This window comes from Streptomyces spiroverticillatus, assembly GCA_014650415.1.
GTDB classification, from domain to species: domain Bacteria; phylum Actinomycetota; class Actinomycetes; order Streptomycetales; family Streptomycetaceae; genus Streptomyces; species Streptomyces spiroverticillatus.
In genome coordinates this window covers 234,428-252,585 of sequence record BMUX01000007.1, presented here as the reverse complement: position 1 = coordinate 252,585, position 18,158 = coordinate 234,428, and the positions used below count along the sequence as shown (strand labels likewise).

The window sequence follows — 18,158 nt, the reverse complement described above, 5'->3', positions numbered from 1 at the left end:
TCCCTTTCAAGGATCGCAGACGGGGCAAAGCACGAACCTAGGGACGGATCCGGTACGTCTCCCCCGCCCGCGTCGGCACGACCAACACGCCGTCCTTCGCGGCGTACGTCACCGAGCCGCCGCCCCCGCGCACCACCTTGACCCGCCCGGCCAGCGCGGGATGCCGCACCTTCGCCGTGCCGCCGGCCGTGGAGGTGATCCGGATCTCCGTGGGCCTCCCCTCCTGCCAGTCGACGCCGACGGTGAAGCCGCCCCGGGCGCGCAGCCCGTCGTACGAACCCTTCGCCGCCCAGGCGGAGGGCAGGGCGGGCAGCACCTGGACCGTGCCGTGGCGGCTCTGGAGGAGCATTTCGGCGATGCCTGCGGTCGCGCCGAAGTTGCCGTCGATCTGGAACGGCGGGTGGGTGTCCCAGAGGTTGGGGAGGGTGGAGGACTTGAGCTGTTCGCCGAGCATCTTGGCGGCGTGGTCGCCGTCGCCGAGCAGCGCCCAGAAGTTGATCTTCCATGCCTTGCTCCAGCCGGTGCCGCCGTCGCCGCGCGCGGTGAGGGAGACCTTGGCGGCCTCCGCGAACTTCGTGCCGGGCTCGATCTGGCGGCCGGGGTGGAGGGCGAAGAGGTGGGAGACGTGCCGGTGGGTGTTGGCCGGGTCGTCGACGTCGGTCTTCCACTCCTGGAGCTGACCCCACTTGCCGATCCGCAGCCCCGGGTCCAGTTTGCGCAGGGTTTCCTTGAGTTGGCTCCTCAACTCCCTGTCGATGCCGAGCACTTCACTCGCTTCGGCGGTGTTGGTGAGGAGGTCGAAGACGATCTGCTGCGAGATGGAGGCCCCGGCGGTGAACTCGCCCTGTTCCGGCGAGTAGCTGGGCGAGACGACGAGGGTGCCGTCGCGCGGGTCGGTGTGGAGGTTGGCGAGCCAGAAGCGGGCGGCCTCCTTCATCACCGGGTAGGCGCGGGTGCGCAGGTAGGTGCGGTCCCGGCCGAAGAGGTAGTGCTCGTACATCTGCTGGACCAGCCAGCCGTTGGCCTCGGGCATCCAGAAGGAGGTCGACCAGTCGTGGACGCCGGTGTAGCCGTAGGGGTTGGTGTTCTGGTGCACGACCCAGCCCTCGGGTGTGCCGAACATCTCGCGGGCCGTCCTGCGTCCCGGCGGGCGGAGTGCGTCGACGAGGGCGTGGTAGGGCTCGGCGGTCTCGGCGAGGTTCGCGATCTCGGCGGGCCAGTAGTTCATCTGGATGTTGATGTTGGTGTGGTAGTCGGCGTTCCAGGGCGGGGTGTTGGAGTTGTTCCAGACGCCCTGGAGGTTGGCGGGCAGGAGGGAGCCGGGGCGGGAGGAGGCGATGAGGAGGTAGCGGCCGTAGCGGAAGAAGAGGGTTTCCAGGGCGCGGTCGGCGGGCGACTTCGGGTCGGCCTTGTATCCGGCGAGGAGCTTGTCGGTGGGGACGTCGGCGGGCATCCGCTGGCCGATGTCGAGGCGTACGCGGTCGTAGAGCCTGCGGTGGTCGGCGATGTGTGCGGCGCGGACCCGCTCGTACGGCTGGGCGGCGGCCCGGGTGACGGCGGACTCGACGCGGCCGTGCGGGTCGGCGCCCCGGTAGGTGGGGTGGCGGTCGGCGTAGTCGGTGCCGGCGGAGAGGACGAGGACGGCGCTGTCGGCGCCGGTGACGGTGATCCGGCCGCCGCTCTCGGTGCGGGTGCCGCCTCGGGTGACGACCTGGACCTGGCCCTCGTACCGCAGTCCGTTGTCGGCGAGGGCGCCCTTGACGGTGATGCGGCCGTCCTTGGCGGTGGTGGTGGCGCCGGGCTGGGCGGGGTCGATGCGCAGGGTGAAGGAGATCTGCCCGGGGCGGTCGGCGGTGAGCCGGCCGACGACGGCGCGGGCGGGGTGGCTGGCGAAGTACTCGCGGGTGAAGGTGATCCCTGCGGCGTCGCGGTAACTCACCCCGGCGAGAGCGTTGTTGAGGTCGAGGTGGCGGCGGTAGGCCTGGGGGGCGGCGGGCGCGCCGGGGAAGTCGAGGACGAGCGAGCCGAAGTTCTGGTAGTTGCCGAAGCCGGGGACGATTCCGGCGGGGGTGGAGTAGGTGGGGTTGCCGAGGCGGCGGGAGACCTCGTCGGGGTCCATCGAGCCCTGGGCGTCGATGATGCGGCGGACCTCGTCGAGGGCGCCGGGGCGGGGGGCGGGCCAGTTGCCGTGGTCGTAGCCCTCCTTGCTGCCGGGGCCGCCGGTCCACAACGACTTCTCGTTGAGCTGGAGTTGTTCGGTGGCGACGCCGCCGAACACCTTGACGCCGAGGTCGCCGCTGCCGAGCGGGAGGGCTTCGCGCTCCCAGTTGGTGGCGGGTCTGTCGTACCAGAGGGTGTGGCCCTCTGCGGGCGGCACGGGTCCGGCGGGCGGGGCCGCGGCGCCGTCCGGTGCGGGTGCGGGCACGGCCGACGTCCCGTCCGGTGCGGGTCCTGACGGAACGGCCGCACCGGCCGGGAGGGCGGTGGGCAGCACCGCACCGGTGGCGAGGACCGAGGACAGGGCGAGCGCCTGGCGCCTGGACAGCGTCATGGAGATCCCTCCAGAGATCGGATCAATGCCGGGCGAACATAGAAGCTGCCCGCGATCTTTCGCAATGGATGAAAAGTCTCGACGCTTGGACCTTTCCAGAGATCGGATCTTGAGCGGTCGGCACCCTCCCTCCTCGGCGCACCTCTTTACACGACGGCAATCGATCGGACACGCTACGAGCGTTTACCCCCAGGAGACTCCACCTCACGACAGTGAACATCGGCAGTTGGGGAGAGAGCCCGTGACCGTAGCGCCCGCACCGTCCGCCGCCACCCAGTCCCTGGCGTCGCTCGCCAAGGCCGACGGAGTACGTTTCCTGCTGGCCACCTTCACCACCCTCACTGGGAAGCCCTGCGCCAAGCTGGTCCCGGTGGAGGCCGCGGACGCGCTGGAGGGCGACGGGGTCGGGTTCGCCGGGTACGCGGCCGGGGCGATGGGCCAACTGCCGCGCGACCCGGACGTGGTGGCGGTGCCGGACCTCCGTTCGTACACACCGCTGACCTTCCTGCGGCCGGGCCTGGGCTTGGTGCACTGCGATCCGTACGTCGAGGGCAGGCCGTACGCGTACGGACCGCGCGTCATCCTGCGCACCCTCGCCGAACGGGCGGCGGCCGAGGGAACGGCTCTGGTCAGCGGGGCCGAGCTGGAGTATTTCCTGCTGCGCAAGGACGGGGCGACGGGCGAACTGGTCACCGCCGACCGGCTCGACGACGCCGCGCAGCCCTGTTACGACGCACGTGGTCTGACCCGGATGTACGAGCACCTGACCGCCGTGTCGGACGCGATGGTGGAGCTGGGCTGGGGCCCTTATGCGAGCGACCACGAGGACGGCAACGGCCAGTTCGAGCAGAACTTCCATCACGCGGACGTGCTGACGACGGCCGACCGGGTGGTGACGCTGCGGTACATCGTGCAGGTGCTGGCCGAGCAACGCGGCATGACGGCGACCTTCATGCCGAAGCCCTTCACCGACCGCACCGGCAACGGACTGCACCTGCACCTTTCCCTCTGGGACGGCGAACGGGCCCTGTTCCCACGGGAGTTGATCGAGGATCCGTACGGCATGGGGCTGAGCCCGACCGCGTACGCCTTCACCGCCGGGCTCCTCGCCCACGCTCCCGCGATGCACGCCCTGATCGCGCCGACCGTGAACTCCTACAAGCGCTCCGGCGCCACGACCACCGCCTCCGGTGCCACCTGGGCGCCGCGCGAGGCGACCTGGGGCGGCAACGACCGCACCCACCTGATCCGGGTGCCCGACGCGCACCGGGTGGAGCTGCGCGGCGGCGACGGCTCCGCCAGCTCGTACCTGGCGTCGGCGGCCGCACTGGGCGCCGGACTCGACGGCGTACGACGGAACTTGGACCCCGGAGCCCCGGGTGCTACGAGCGGGCCCGCGCTGCCGCGCACCCTGCTGGACGCCGTGCACGCGCTGGAGGAGGACGCGGTGATGCGCGGGGTGCTGGACGCGGTGGATCAGGAGGCGGGGGTCAGTGCGTACTACGCGCGGCTGAAGCGGGAGGAGTTCTACAGCTGGCACAACACGGTGACCTCGTGGGAGGTCGACCGCTATCTGACCGCCGTCTGAACCAACTTGTTGTGAAAGGGACTTGAACATGTGCGGTATCGCGGGAATCCAGGTGCGGGACCCCGCCCTGGAACCACGTCTGGGGTGGCTGCTCGCCGGAATGCTCCACCAGGCCGCCGAGCGCGGACCCGACTCGGCGGGGGTGGCGCTGTACGGGGACGCGCTGCTGTCGCCGCCGGGGCACGCCTCGGTGAGCCTGCTCGCGCCGGGGATGACTCCCTCGGAGCTGGCCGAGCGGGTCGGGCCGGACGCGACGGTGGTGCCGGTCGGGCAGACGACTGTCGTCCACGCGCCTTGCAGTGCAGGTGAGTTGGAGAAGCGGGTGCGCGCCGCCGGGACGGGGGCGACCGTCATCGGGCGCGGCGCGGACCTCGCCGTACTGAAGGGGGTGGGGCATCCGGACACCCTCGCGGAGGAGTTCGGGCTGCGGTCGGCCACCGGCCGGCAGGGCGTCGTACACACCCGGATGGCGACGGAGTCGGCGGTGACGCCCGAGGGGGCGCACCCGTTCGCGGTGGCGGACGACCTGTGCCTCGTGCACAACGGATCGTTTGCGAACCACGCGACGCTGCGACGTGAACTCATCGCGGAAGGCGCCGAGTTCGACAGCGCGAACGACTCCGAGGTGGGCGCGCGCTTCGTGGCGGCGCGGCTCGCCGAGGGGCACGACCTGGAGAAGTCGCTGCGTCTGCTGTGCGAGCGGTTCGACGGTTTCTACACGCTGCTGGTCACGACCGGGGACACCTTCGCGGTCGTACGGGACGCCATCGCCTGCAAGCCGGCCGTCGTCGCGGAGACGGACGCGTGGGTGGCGATGGCGTCGGAGTACCGCTGTCTGGCCGGGCTGCCCGGCATCGAGAACGCCCGCATCTTCGAGCCCGAGCCGGAAGAGGTGTACACATGGCGACGATGACAACTCCCGCCGTGACGACGACCGTTGACCTGAGCGTCCAGTCCGTACGCGATCTGAACTCCGCCCTGCACAAGGCGCGCGAGGGCAGCTGGCACGTCACCCGTCCCGACGGCGCGCACAACCTCGCGGTGGGGCTCGACGCCCCGCTGGACGTCCGGATCGACGGGCACGCGGGCTACTACTGCGCGGGCATGAACCAGCACGCGACGGTCACCGTGCACGGCAACACCGGTGTCGGCACGGCGGAGAACATGATGTCCGGCACGGTCCGGGTGCGCGGCAACGCCTCCCAGTCGGCCGGGGCAACGGCCCACGGCGGTCTGCTCGTTGTGGAGGGCGACGCGGCGGCCCGGTGTGGGATCTCGATGAAGGGCGTGGACATCGTCGTCGGCGGGAGCGTCGGCCACATGAGCGCCTTCATGGGGCAGGCGGGCCGCCTGCTGGTGTGCGGGGACGCGGGCGACGCGCTCGGCGACTCGCTGTACGAGGCGCGGATCTACGTACGCGGACGGGTGAAGTCGCTCGGCGCGGACTGCGTCGAGAAGGAGATGCGGGGTGAACACCTCGAAGACGTACGGGAGTTGCTGACAGCGGCAGCCTTCACGGACATCGACCCGTCCGAGTTCCGGCGGTACGGCTCGGCCCGCGCGCTCTACCACTTCGACGTCGACAACAGCAGCGCCTACTAGTGAGGACCCCCATGTACGACGATCCCTCCGCCCGCGGCCTGCGCGAGTCGGCGACGTTCGACCGGGCCACCATCCACGCCATCCAGCGCGCCGCCGAGACCGGCGTGTACGACATCCGGGGCTGGGGCGCCAAGCGTCGCCTCCCGCACTTCGACGACCTGCTGTTCCTCGGCGCGAGCATGTCCCGCTACCCGCTGGAGGGCTACCGGGAGCGCTGCGGCACCGACGTCGTCCTCGGCGACCGCCACGCGACCTTCCCCCTGCACCTGGACACGCCCGTCACGATCGCCGGAATGAGCTTCGGCGCGCTGTCCGGGCGGGCGAAGGAGGCCCTGGGGCGCGGTGCGAGCGACGCCGGCACCTCGACGACGACCGGCGACGGCGGCATGACGCCCGAGGAGCGCGGCCAGTCCAAGCACCTCGTGTACCAGTACCTGCCGTCCCGGTACGGGATGAACCCCGACGACCTGCGCAAGGCCGACGCCATCGAGGTCGTCCTCGGCCAGGGCGCGAAGCCGGGCGGCGGCGGCATGCTCCTCGGGCAGAAGATCACCGAGCGGGTGGCGGGGATGCGCACCCTCCCCGTCGGCGTGGACCAGCGCAGCGCCTGCCGCCACCCCGACTGGACGGGCCCCGACGACCTGGAGATCAAGATCCGGGAGCTGCGGGAGATCACCGACTGGGAGAAGCCGGTCTACGTCAAGATCGGCGCGACCCGCACCTATTACGACGTGAAGCTGGCGGCGAAGGCGGGCGCGGACGTCATCGTGGTCGACGGGATGCAGGGCGGCACGGCCGCCACCCAGGACGTCTTCATCGAGCACGTCGGCATTCCGACGCTGGCCGCGCTCCCCCAGGCGGTCCGCGCGCTCCAGGAGGAGGGGCTGCACCGCAAGGTGCAGCTGATCGTCTCGGGCGGCATCCGCTCGGGCGCGGACGTGGCGAAGTGCATGGCGCTGGGCGCGGACGCGGTGGCGATCGGCACGGCGGCACTGATCGCGCTCGGCGACAACCACCCCAAGTGGGAAGCGGAATACCGGGAGTTGGGGTCGGCGGCCGGGTACTACGACGACTTCCAGGCGGGCCGCGACCCGGCGGGAATCTCCACCCAGGACGAGGAGCTGGCCGCCCGCCTGGACCCGGTCGAGGGCGGACGCCGTCTTGCCAACTACCTGCGGGTGATGACGATGGAGGCGCAAACCATCGCGCGGGCGTGCGGCAAGGCACACCTGCATCACCTGGAACCGGAGGACCTGGTGGCCCTGACGATCGAAGCATCGGCGATGGCCCGCGTCCCGCTGGCCGGGACGGACTGGATCCCGGGGGCCGGGCGGTGACCCCGGACGCGGACCTGGCGGTGGTCGGGGCGGGCCTGATGGGGGCGGCGACCGCGTGGGCGGCTTCGCGGCGCGGCCTGGACGTCGTACTCCTGGAACAGTTCGCGCCCGGGCACGACCGGGGCAGCTCGCACGGGAGCGCGCGCATCGTGCGGCGGGCGTACGCGGATGCGCTGTACGTACGGATGACGGGCCGGGCGATGTCCCTGTGGCGGGAGCTGGAGTCGGACGCGCACGTGTCGCTGCTGCGCATGACCGGCGGGCTGGACCACGGGGCGGGCCGCGACCCAGAGGGCATCGCGGCGGTTCTGGCCGATTGCGGCGTCCCGCACGATCTCCTGTCCGCGTCGGAGGCCGCCCACCGCTGGCCGGGGTTGCGCTTCGCGGGCCCGGTGCTGCACCACGAGGAGGCGGGCACGGTGGATGCGGCCCGGGCGGTGGATGCGTTCGTACGGCGGGCCGGGGAGCGGGGTGCCCAGGTGCGGCACGGGTACGAGGTGCGGCGGATCGTGGTGCTGGGCGAGGAGGGGGTGCGGCTGGAGGGCGCGGACGGGTCGACGGTGACGGCGCGGCGGGTGGTGGTGTCCGCGGGGGCGTGGGTACGGGACCTGGTGGGCGGCCTCGTACCGCTGCCGGAGCTGGTGGTGACGCAGCAGCAGGTGTTCCACTTCGCGTGCGGGGACGAGGTTGCGGCGGAGTGGCCGGTGATCGTGCACAAGGCCGACTTGTCGACGTACAGCCTGCCGGGCGGCAGGGACGGCGGTCCCGGCGACGCCCGCAAGATCGCCGAGCACGACGCGGGCGCCCCGACGACGGCCCGTACGCGCTCCGGCACGGTGGACCCGGCGGCCCGCGAACGCATCACCGCGTACGTCCGCGACTGGCTGCCCGGCCTCGTCCCGGAGCCCTTCAACGAGGCCACCTGCCTCTATACCTCCACCCTGAACGAGGACTTCCTCCTCGACCGGGCCGGGCCCGTGGTCGTGGCCTCCCCCTGCTCGGGGCACGGCGCGAAGTTCGCCCCGCTGATCGGCGAGTGGACCACCGACCTGGCCACGGGCCGGGGCCCCGGCCCGGACGCCCGCTTCTCGCTCGCGGCGCACGGCTAGGGCACGTACTGCTGGTGCGTGCACTGCTGGCGCACGCGCTGCTGGCGTACGTACTGCTGGTCCGTGCGCTGCTGGTCCGTGCTCCGCCGCGCACCGGCTCGCGAGGAAGCCCACCCCCTGGGACACAATGACCCCCATGACATCCCCACCCACCCCGGAGGGAGCCCCGGGCCCCCTCCCGGACCGGGAGATCCACGCCCCCCAGCCCCCCTCCCTCGAAAAGGCCATCGCCCACCAGGTCCGCCACTACCGCACCACCTCCGGCCTCTCCCTCGCCGACCTGGCCGCCCGCTGCGGGATCTCCAAGGCGATGCTCTCGAAGATCGAGAACGCCCAGACCTCGTGCAGCCTCACCACCCTCTCCCGCCTCGCCACCGGCCTCGACGTCCCGGTCACCGCCCTCTTCCGGGGCGTGGACGCCGAGCGCGAGGCCGTGTTCGTCCCGTCCGGCCAGGGCGCCCGCATCGCCCGCCGGGGCAGCCGCGTCGGCCACCTCTACGAACTGCTCGGCGCCCTGCGCGGCCCGCACAAGCGGATGGAAGCCGTCCTGGTCACGCTCACCGAGTCCAGCGAGGTCTTCCCCCTCTTCCAGCATCCGGGCACGGAGCTGATCTACATGCTCGAAGGGGCGATGGTGTACGGACATGGGGAGGCCCAGTACGAGATGCGCGCCGGCGACGCCCTCCAGCTCGACGGGGAGGGCGCCCACGGCCCGCAGGAACTCCTCGCCCTCCCCATCCGCTTCCTCTCGGTGACGGCGTACGGCGACCAGCCCGGGGCCCATTGACCGGCCCCCACCGCCTATGGTCGATGACCATGAACGACGTACGACGCCTCACGAACCCCACCACCGACACGCAGACCCGCATCGCCCCCACCCCGAACTGCCTCACCGGCGTCGGCGTGATCGTCCAGGACACGACGACGGGCCACGTCCTGCTGGGCCTCGGCCACAACGGCCGCTGGGAGCTGCCGGGCGGCAAGGTGGACACCGGCGAGAGCTTCGAGCAGGCCGGGCTGCGGGAACTCGGCGAGGAAACGGGCCTGGTGCCGGACGCCTCCCGAGCGCGGGTCGTGGGCGTGGCGCTCGACAGCGGCTACGGGCTGAACCGGATTTCCGCGGCGGTGCATGTGCCGTCCGGGGGTGGTGTGCCCCGGGTGACGGAGCCGGACAAGATCGTGCGGTGGGAGTGGTTCGCGCCGGCCGACATCCCGGACGCGCTCTTCGTCCCGTCGGCGGCCGTACTGCGCGCGTGGCGGCCGGATCTGCCGCTGCCGCTGACGGACGCGTACGTGTATCGGGCGCGGGGCTGAGTAACGGGAGAGTCCCCCCGCACAACGCCCCCGGTCAGTCTTCTTCGTAGCGACGCAGCAAATCGCGCAACTGCACCGCCATCACTTCCGGCACCTGTGCGACCAGATCCGACATGAACCGCCGGGACCGACGATGACGGCCCTCCTCACCCCAAATCCGGAGGAGTAACTCTGGCATTTCCGCCACCGTCTCAATGACAACACCCAGTGAATCGCACAGCAGCCCACACTCGGCCTCGACGTCCGTGCCGTCCGCGTGCGGGTACAAGTCCATGGTGTTCAGACGCCGGAACAGGATGCGCGCCAGCACGGCGGCCCCCTGCGGGGTGCTATCCAGCTGGTACAGGGCATAAACCACACTGTGCACCACACGTACCGGCAACCGATGTGCATCAAACAGCAGTTGACCGGAGATCATCGAACGGAGCGTGTCGTTGTTGTCGTGGGGTCCGCGCACAGCCGCACGCAGCAGTTGCGTGCAGCGTTCGTAGCGCTCCGTAAGCTCCTCGTCAGAGGACCGCAGGTGGCTCGCAAACCAGAGGCTCAGCAGGTCATGCGCCCAGGACGTGGCCGGGCCGTCCGCCTCCCCGTGGAAGGTGGTCAGGGCAATACCGAAGTGTTCGAAGAACGGGTCCAGTGCATGCCGCACCAACAGGTCCTGACCGGCGTCGGCGATGTCCATCCGGTGTCGGCTCTTCTCCGCGTAAACCCGCGACCAGGTGACCTGTGTCGTGCGGTACTCGTGGTCGGGCCCGTAGCGGAATGCCCAGTAGGGGTCGACCGCCCCGACGCCACCCGGCGGCTTCGGCGCCGTAGCCGGGAGCACCGTGAGCTCCCGTGCCCCATCGATCCAACAGCGGTGCACCTGAAGCGCGGAGGCGAGATCCTCCCACTCCTGGTCGGTCAACGCAGAACGGTACAGCTGCACCCTGTGCGACCAGGTGCCCGCCGGATCGCTGGTGGGGAAGAGCGCGCTCGCGGTGACCCCGCCGGTGACCAGGACCGTCAGCACGAGCAGGTTCGCCTCGTACATGGCGTGCCGGGAAGCCGTCGGGTGCGGGAGAGGGCGGTAATCGGCGTACCGGAACTCCACCCTCTTGCGAGCGTCGGCCATGACCTCGATCAACACCTCACCGAGCCGCTCCCGCCGCTCCGACGCGAGTCGGCCGATGCACGCCTCGACGAACCACAGCATCTGGCGTGACACCACGGGCGCGAACGACAGCAGGGCATACAGCATCTCGTCGTCCGCAGGCGCCCGGCCGATCGCCAATGCTGCAGACTGATCGACGAGTTGGCTGAGCAGAAGCACTGTTGTCCGGGCGACCAAATACTCCCCGAAGGTGGCGTGCAGGAACTCGTACGTCGTCAGGTCCCGCTCCTCCTGGAGCGCCTGCGCCTTCTGTACGAAGAAGAAGCGGCCGAGGGCGATCTCCGCCTGGTTGAGCGGGGTACGCCGGAAGTCTGTCGGGGCGGCGGTGTCGGGGCCGCCGAGCAGGGCGGTGAGGTCCTCCTGGAGTTCGTCCGCGGTGATCCACTGGCGGCGGCGGTTCAGGATGCCGAAGGCGATGAGGGAGAGCCGCTGGAGTTCGCGCTCGGAGTGGGCGGCAAGGTCGCGGGCTGTGAGGCCGTCGCCGCGCTTGCCTATCTCGCGGACCGCGAAGGAGTTCAGCAGCTCCTCGTACAGGTCGGCCGCACCCAGGGGTGTGCCGCTCTCCGTCTCCCGTTGGAGCGCGTTGGCGTTGGCGTCGTACAGAGCGAGCATCAGCAGGAGGAGCGGCTGCGAGGCCAGTTCGGCGTGCCGGCATGCGACGGCGACGGGCAGCGGCCGAAGGCCCTGGGCGGTGAAGTGCGGTGCGTTGGCCGCGTTCCAGACCGTGAGCCAGCGACGGATGTGCGGTTCGGCGAACGGTTCGAGGCGTACCGCCACCGTGCCTTCCGGGCAGCGGGCCCGGTCCGCGACGGCCGTACGGCTCGTCACCAGGGCATAGACCGGGCGGCCCTGGTCGGCTTCGCGCTGCTGGAACTTGGCGATCCTGAGGAGATAGTCGGTCTGGCTGACGCCGGTGGCCTGGAGGAGTTCGTCGAAGCCGTCGAAGAGGAGAACGGGCACGGCGCCTTCGGCGGACCGAACCAGGTCCGTCCAGGACGTCCGCTCACCGGTGGCCGCCCGCACCGCGTGCTCGACCTGGTCCTGCACGTCGTCCTCGGCGCGCACCTCACGCAGCACGACCCGTACGGGCAGGAATCCGGTGTCAGTCAGCCGAGCCGCGAGGATCCTGGTCAGGACGGACTTGCCCGCCCCCGGTTGGCCCAGGACGAGCAGAGGTGCGTTGGCTGCGGGGCGGGAAGTGAGGGTTCCGGCGAGGAACTCGGTGAGGTCGGACCGCACCGGAAGCCCCTCCCACCAGCCCTCTTGCGCGGGTCCGTTGCCGTCGGCGGGTACGTCCGAGACCCGGAAGTCCGGGTCCACGTATCCGTCCCCGAGGGTGGGCAGGGTGAGTCCGCTCGGGGCCTCGCCCTCCGCGAGGATCTGCTTGCCGAGGTCCGAGCGGTAGGCGGTGGCGAGTCCGGCGGCGGCGTGGCGGAGGGCGGGCGCGACGACCAGGCCGTGGAGCGCGCCCTCGACGCCGGTCAGGGCCTGGCGGATCTCGTGGCGGGTCGCCTGGTGCTCGACTTGGCCGGACCAGAATCCGAATTCCGGTACTTCCACGGCTAGTCGGGAATAGAGCTGTTCGTAGTGGGCCCAGGCCGACCACTCCAGTCCGCTCATGGCGGAACGCGCCTCGGCCCGCTGCCGGTCGTCGAGTCGTTCCCAAACGGCCAGCCCCTGGATGAAGAAGTCCATGTTCGCCGTGGCACTTCTGTACCAGTCGAGCAGATCGAGCTGGAACCTCTCGTACGGCAGAGCCGGTCCCACCTGCGGGATCTCCGCGAGGAGCAGTTGCCTGACGAGCGGCCTGGCAGTCCGGTCGCCGCCCGCGATGCCGACCTGCTCCGCGGCCGTGAGCTCCAACTCAGCCACGGCAAAGGGCAATTCCACCTCGCCGAACGCCTCGAAGTACGCCGTGACCACCAGCACCGCGTGTGCCGCCGCGATCTTCTCCGTACGCTCCGTACGCCCGGCACCCCCCAGCCGGTCCCGCAGCCCTGAGGTCAGATCCCGCCCCAGCCGCAGCAACCGCCCTTGCGCGCCCAAGATCCCGAGCGCTGTATCGCTCACCCCTCCCGTGGCCACGGACAAGGCTCCGCTCAGGGCCCGGTCCGCCGCCGCCAGCGCCTCGCTGTCACCCCCCAGAATCGCCACCGCATCCCGGTAACTCAGCAACCGCCGCCCGCGCATCCCCATGCATCCAGATGTACCACGCACCACCGACAACCGAGCCGCACATCACCTTTCAGCCACCCCAACACACCTTATTAGCACCGGAGTTGACAGAGGTCTTCCCGTGACGAGCGGGGCCGCTCTATGCTCCTGCGACTCATGTGTCGGTTACCACTGGTAAGGGGCTGGGCAGATGGACCGAACGGGCACCACTTCTCGACGTACCTTCGTCGCCGGAGCGGCGGCAGTCGGCGGGGCCACCGCCCTCGGCGCGCTCCCCGCAGGAGCGGCGCAAGCGGCGCCCGCCCGACCGGCCGCCGACGCCCCGTCCGTCGCCGTACTCGGCGGCGGCGTCGCCGGTCTGACCGCCGCGCACGAACTCGCCGAACGCGGCTTCAAGGTCACCGTGTACGAGAGACGGGCCCTCGGCGGCAAGGCCCGCAGCATGGACGTGCCGGGCAGCGCGAAGGGCAATCGCAAACCGCTCCCCGGCGAACACGGCTTCCGGTTCATCCCCGGGATCTACCACAACCTCCCGGACACGATGCGCCGCATCCCCTTCCCCGGCAACGCCAACGGGGTCTGGGACAACCTCATCGCACCTCCCGAGATGATGTTCGCCCGCTCCGGCGGCCGCGAGGAGATGCGGATGCCGATCCCGTGGCCCGGCCACCAGCCGCCGAACCTCGACCTGGACGACATCCGCCGGATGCTCACCGGCCTGCTGGAAACGGCGCTCAACCTCCCCCTCCACGAGATCGCCTACTTCGTCAACCGGGTGCTCGTCTTCTTCACGAGCTGCGACGAACGCCGCAACAGCACCTGGGAGAAGACCCCGTGGTGGGAGTTCGTGCGCGCGGCCCGCATGTCGAAGGAGTACCAGCGCATCCTGGCCGTCGGCGTCACCCGCAACATCGTCGCGACCAAGGCGGAGGAGGCCAGCACCCGCACGGTCGGCACGCTCGGCGAGGCCTTCGTCTTCAACGCACTCGGCCAGGGCGCGGACGGCCCGCCCGACCGCATCCTGAACGCTCCGACGAACGAGGCGTGGATCGACCCCTGGGTGGCCCATCTGCGGACACTGGGCGTGGAGTTCAAGATGGGCTGGACCGTACGGGACATGAAGACGGCGGGCGGCCGGATCAGCGCGACCGTCATCGAGGACCCGGCGGGCCTACGTCAGTCGGTCGTCGCCGACCATTACGTATCGGCCATTCCGGTTGAGCATGCGCGCCGCACCTGGAACGCTGAAATGCGCTCCCTGGATCCGCAGTTGACCCGCGCCGACAAACTCGAGACGGACTGGATGACGGGCATCCAGTTCTATCTGACGGAGCGTCCGAAGATGGTCGACGGGCACGTCAACCTCATCGACTCGCCGTGGTCACTGACCGGCATCGCCCAGGCCGGGCACTGGAAGGGCCGCGACTTCCCGGCCGTGTACGGCGACGGGGTGGCCGTCGAGTGCCTGTCGGTCGACATCTCGGAGTGGGACAAGCCGGGAATCCTGTATGGGAAGACAGCGAAGCAGTGCACCCGGGAGGAGGTGGCGAAGGAGGTGTGGGCGCAGCTCAAGGCGGCCCTCAACGACACCGGCAAGACCGTCCTGAAGGACAGCACCCTGCACTCGTGGTTCCTGGACCCGGGCGTCGACGGGCTCGGCACGCCGAACCCGACCAACGAGGACGAGCTCCTCATCCACCCGTGCGGCACCCTCCACAACCGCCCCTCCGCCGCGACGAAGATCCCGAACTTCTACCTCGCGGGGGATTACGTCGCGGTGGACATCGACCTTGCGACGATGGAGGGGGCGAACGCCTCCGCCCGCCAGGCCGTCAACGCCCTTCTGGACAGAGTGGGTTCGGATGCAGCCCGCTGTACGGTGAAGGGGCTGCACAAAATCCCGGCGATCGAGACGTTGAAGCGGCACGACCGGACGCGGTGGAAGCTGGGGCTGCGGAACGCGCTCGACGTGGGTTAGCCGGCGGGCGGTTCGTCGAAGCGGCTGCGGATGGCGCGCAGCCGCTCGGCGATCTCCCGACCCATCCCCTCCTCGCACCGGTCGAAGACCTCCCGCGTGGCCACCAGGCCCCACTCCTCGATCCATGCCGCGTCGAACGATTCGGTCTCCTCCGTGCGCAGGAACTGGGCCAGCAACTCTTCCAGCACCTCCCACAAGGCCGTCTGTGCGACCGCCTCGGTCGGGTCCGGTACACCCGACATCGCGACACCGAGCCGTCTGATCGCGACGCGCGCATGGAGCACCAGGACCGTCGGCCCGTCCAGGGGCGCCCTCCAGTCGACAATCATGCGGAGCACAATCTCGATCGGCAGCCGGTGCGCATCGTGCAGGAGCTGCCCGTAGAGCATCGCCGCCAGCCGGTCGGTGACCTCCACCGGCATGCGCCTCAACGTCCTGATGATTCCGATGCAGCGCTCGTACCGCACCGCCAACTCGCCGTCGGACCGGTCGAGATGACTCGTCAGCCAGATCTCCAGGAGGTCGTGCGCCATGGAGCTGGCGTAACCGCCGGCCGCCCCGTAGAAGGTGTCCAGGGCCCCGCCGAAGCGGAGGAAGAACGGGTCGAGCGCATGGCGCAGCACCTCGTCGTGGCTGACGTCGGCCACGACCATCTTGTGCCGCGCTTCCCGCGAACCACTGCGCCACCAGGACCGCGCAGCCCTCTGGACCTGACCCGACGGCGGATGGTTGTACACCCAGTACGGGTCCACCGGGTCCGGCTGCGGCGGCTCCGTAGACAGCGGGGTGACGGTCAGCTCCCGGCGGTCCCCCACCCAGGTCCGCCTCACGTCGAGCGCGAGCGCATACTCGGTCCACTCCTGCGCGGTCAGCGCGGACCGGAAGAGCTGGACCCGCAGCGCCCAGATGCCCGCCGGGTCCACGGCCGCCGGGAAGAGTTGGCCGGCAGTGACTCCGCCCGTCAGCAGGACGGTCAGCATCATCAGGTTGGACTCGTACTTCCCGTGCCGGGCGGCCGTCGCCCGGGGTATCGGCCGGTACTCGGCGTACCGGTGCTCGACCCGGTTGCGGGCGTCCTCCATCACGCCGATCAGCAGCTCTCCGAGCCGTTGCCGCCGCTCCGGCTCGATCCGTTCGATGCGGGCCTCCACGAAGCGCAGCATCTGCCGGGAGGCCAGCGAGGCGTACGACAGCAGGACGTACACCAGGTCGTCGTCCACAGGCGTCCGCCCGAGCGACAACGCGGGCCGCTGGTCGATGAGTTGATCAACGAGAAGTACGGCGAGCCGTGCGACGAGGTACTCACCGAACGTGGCGTGCAGGAACTCGTAGGTGATCAGCTCACGCTCGTCCTGCACCGCCTGCGCCTTCTGTACGAAGAAGAACCGGCCGAGGGCGATCTCCGCCTGGTTCAGCGGCGTGCGGAAGTCGGACCCCGGACCTGTGGCGGACCGGCCGAGCAGGGCGGTGAGGTCTTCTTCCAGCTCGCTCACGGTGATCCACTGACGGCGGCGGTTCAGGATGCCGAAGGCGATGAGGGAGAGCCGCTGGAGTTCGCGTTCGCAGTGGTCGGCGCGCTCGCGCGTAGTCATGGCGTCGCCCGCCTTGCCGACCTCGCGTACGGCGAAGGAGGTGAGCAGCTCCTCGTAGAGGTCGGCGGCGGCAAGGGGTTCGCCGCTCTCCGTCTCCTGCTGGAGGGCGTTGGCGGTGGCGTCGTACAGGGCGAGCATCAGCAGCAGCAGCGGTTGCGAGGCCAGCGCGGAGTGCCGGGCGGCCACGGCGGCGGGCAGCGGGCGCAGGCCGTTGGCGGTGAAGTACGGGGCGTTCAGGTCGTTCCAGACGCCGAGCCAGCGTTCGATGTGCGGGGTGCGGAAGGGTTCGAGGCGCAGGGCGAGGGTGCCCTGCGGGCAACGGGCCCGGTCGGCGACGGCGGTACGGCTGGTGACCAGGGCGTAGACGGGCCGGCCCTGGTCGACCTCGCGCTGCTGGAACTTGGCGATCTTCACCAGGTAGTCGGTCTGGTTGACACCGGTGGCCTGGAGGAGTTCGTCGAAGCCGTCGAAGAGGAGGACGGGGACGGCGCCCGGTGCCGAGCGGACCAGGTCCGGCCAGCTCACACGCTCGCTGGTGGCGGACCGGATCGCGTGCTCGATCTGGTCCTGGATGTCGTCCTCGGCACGGATCTCGCGCAGGACGATCCGTACGGGCAGAAAGCCGGTCCCGGAGAGGCGGGCCGCGAGGATCTTGGTGAGGACGGACTTGCCCGCCCCGGGCTGGCCCAGGACGAGGAGCGGGGCGGCGGTGGAGGCGCGCGAGGTGAGCGTGCCGGAGAGGAATTCGGTCAGGTCGGACCGTACGGGGGCCCGCTCCCACCAGTCCTCCTGCGCGGGACCGCTGCCCTCCTCGGGCACGGGAGCCACCCGGAAGTCCGGGTCCACGTACCCACCTGCGAGGCTGGGCATGGCCAGCCCGCTGGGGGCCTCGCCCTCGGAGAGGATCGGGCGCGGGAGGGCCGCCCGGTAGGCGGCGGTGAGTCCGTGGGCCGCGTGGGCGAACTCGACGGGGCGGGCCAGACCCTGAAGGGCCCGCTCCACACCGTCCAGTGACTGACGCAGGACGCTGCGCGTGGCCTGGTGCTCGATCTGTCCCGACCAGAAGCCGAACTCCGGTATTTCCAGGGCGAGTTGCGCGTACAGCTCCCGGTAGCGCGCCAAGGCGCTCGTTTCGAGACCCAGCAGAACACCCCTCGTGCGGGTGCGACCGTCCTCGTCCAGCCGTTCCCAGAGGGCGAGCCCTTGGAGGAAGTCCCGGAGGAGGTCCGCGCGGTCCCAGTACCAGGCACGCACCAGTCCGACGGTCTCCTCGAAGGGCAGGGCGGGCGTCGGGTGGGGCACCTCCGCGGACAGCAGCGTCCCCACCAAGTGGTCGGCCGTGACCTGCCCCCCGGACAGCATCACCTGCTCGTTCCTGTTCAGCTCCAACTCACCGAACTCGAACGGCAGCTCCGCCTCCGCCAGCACCTCGAAGAAGGCCGTGATCACCAGCACCGCATGCGCCGCCGCGATCTTCTCCGTACGGTCCGCCCGCTCCGCCGACCCGAGCCGGTCCCGCAACCCGGTCGTCACGTCCCGCCCGATCCGCAGCACCCTCCCCTGCGCCCCGAACAGCCCGAGCACCGCATCGCTCGCCCCGCCCGTCGCCGCCGACAGCGCACCGCCCACCACCCGGTCCGCCGCCGCCAGCGCCTCGCTGTCGCCGCCCAGGATCGCCACCGCGTCCCGGTAACTCAGTAGCCGTCGTCCCCTCATGCACAAGGTGTAGCACGCACCACCGACAACCGGACCGACGATC

11 protein-coding genes are annotated in these 18,158 nt (G+C 70.6%); 8 read left to right on the top strand and 3 right to left on the bottom strand.

Going from position 1 to position 18,158, the window contains the following annotated elements:
• Positions 1-37: 37 nt before the first annotated feature.
• Positions 38-2,551 carry a glycoside hydrolase family 95 protein gene (locus IE269_RS20505; RefSeq protein WP_189824495.1) on the bottom strand — a complete coding sequence of 838 codons (2,514 nt, stop codon included), beginning with the start codon at positions 2,549-2,551 and terminating at the stop codon, positions 38-40.
• A gap of 241 nt (positions 2,552-2,792) precedes the next feature.
• Between IE269_RS20505 and glnT the strand changes: the two genes are divergently transcribed.
• From glnT to IE269_RS20470, 7 genes are all read left to right on the top strand, one after another.
• Positions 2,793-4,139, top strand: a complete 1,347-nt coding sequence (gene glnT, locus IE269_RS20500) for a type III glutamate--ammonia ligase (RefSeq protein ID WP_229897986.1) — start codon at positions 2,793-2,795, stop codon at positions 4,137-4,139.
• A 28-nt stretch (positions 4,140-4,167) separates the two neighbouring features.
• Positions 4,168-5,052, top strand: coding sequence for a class II glutamine amidotransferase domain-containing protein (locus IE269_RS20495; protein ID WP_189824493.1), 885 nt, complete (start codon positions 4,168-4,170; stop codon positions 5,050-5,052).
• Complete coding sequence (locus IE269_RS20490) at positions 5,040-5,741, top strand: GltB/FmdC/FwdC-like GXGXG domain-containing protein (protein WP_189824492.1); 702 nt, start codon at positions 5,040-5,042, stop codon at positions 5,739-5,741. Before IE269_RS20495 ends, IE269_RS20490 begins: the two co-directional genes overlap by 13 nt.
• Before the next feature lie 11 nt (positions 5,742-5,752).
• On the top strand, positions 5,753-7,078 hold the full coding sequence (locus tag IE269_RS20485) for an FMN-binding glutamate synthase family protein (protein ID WP_189824491.1): 1,326 nt from the start codon (positions 5,753-5,755) through the stop codon (positions 7,076-7,078).
• Positions 7,075-8,187 carry an FAD-dependent oxidoreductase gene (locus IE269_RS20480; RefSeq protein ID WP_189824490.1) on the top strand — a complete coding sequence of 371 codons (1,113 nt, stop codon included), beginning with the start codon at positions 7,075-7,077 and terminating at the stop codon, positions 8,185-8,187. Before IE269_RS20485 ends, IE269_RS20480 begins: the two co-directional genes overlap by 4 nt.
• Positions 8,188-8,323: 136 nt before the next feature.
• A complete protein-coding gene (locus IE269_RS20475; protein WP_189824489.1) occupies positions 8,324-8,974 on the top strand; it encodes a helix-turn-helix domain-containing protein in 651 nt (216 codons plus the stop codon).
• 29 nt (positions 8,975-9,003) lie between these two features.
• On the top strand, positions 9,004-9,501 hold the full coding sequence (locus IE269_RS20470) for a nucleotide triphosphate diphosphatase NUDT15 (protein ID WP_189824488.1): 498 nt from the start codon (positions 9,004-9,006) through the stop codon (positions 9,499-9,501).
• A 34-nt stretch (positions 9,502-9,535) separates the two neighbouring features.
• Here the strand turns inward: IE269_RS20470 and IE269_RS20465 are convergent, their stop codons facing one another.
• Positions 9,536-12,844 carry an NACHT domain-containing protein gene (locus IE269_RS20465; protein WP_472941452.1) on the bottom strand — a complete coding sequence of 1,103 codons (3,309 nt, stop codon included), beginning with the start codon at positions 12,842-12,844 and terminating at the stop codon, positions 9,536-9,538.
• A 175-nt stretch (positions 12,845-13,019) separates the two neighbouring features.
• On the opposite strand from IE269_RS20465, the gene IE269_RS20460 reads away from it, so the two are divergent.
• Complete coding sequence (locus IE269_RS20460) at positions 13,020-14,807, top strand: hydroxysqualene dehydroxylase (RefSeq protein WP_189824486.1); 1,788 nt, start codon at positions 13,020-13,022, stop codon at positions 14,805-14,807.
• Here IE269_RS20460 and IE269_RS20455 read toward each other — a convergent pair.
• Complete coding sequence (locus tag IE269_RS20455; RefSeq protein WP_189824485.1) at positions 14,804-18,115, bottom strand: NACHT domain-containing protein; 3,312 nt, start codon at positions 18,113-18,115, stop codon at positions 14,804-14,806. The two genes, IE269_RS20460 and IE269_RS20455, sit on opposite strands and share 4 nt — an antisense overlap.
• Positions 18,116-18,158: the final 43 nt, after the last annotated feature.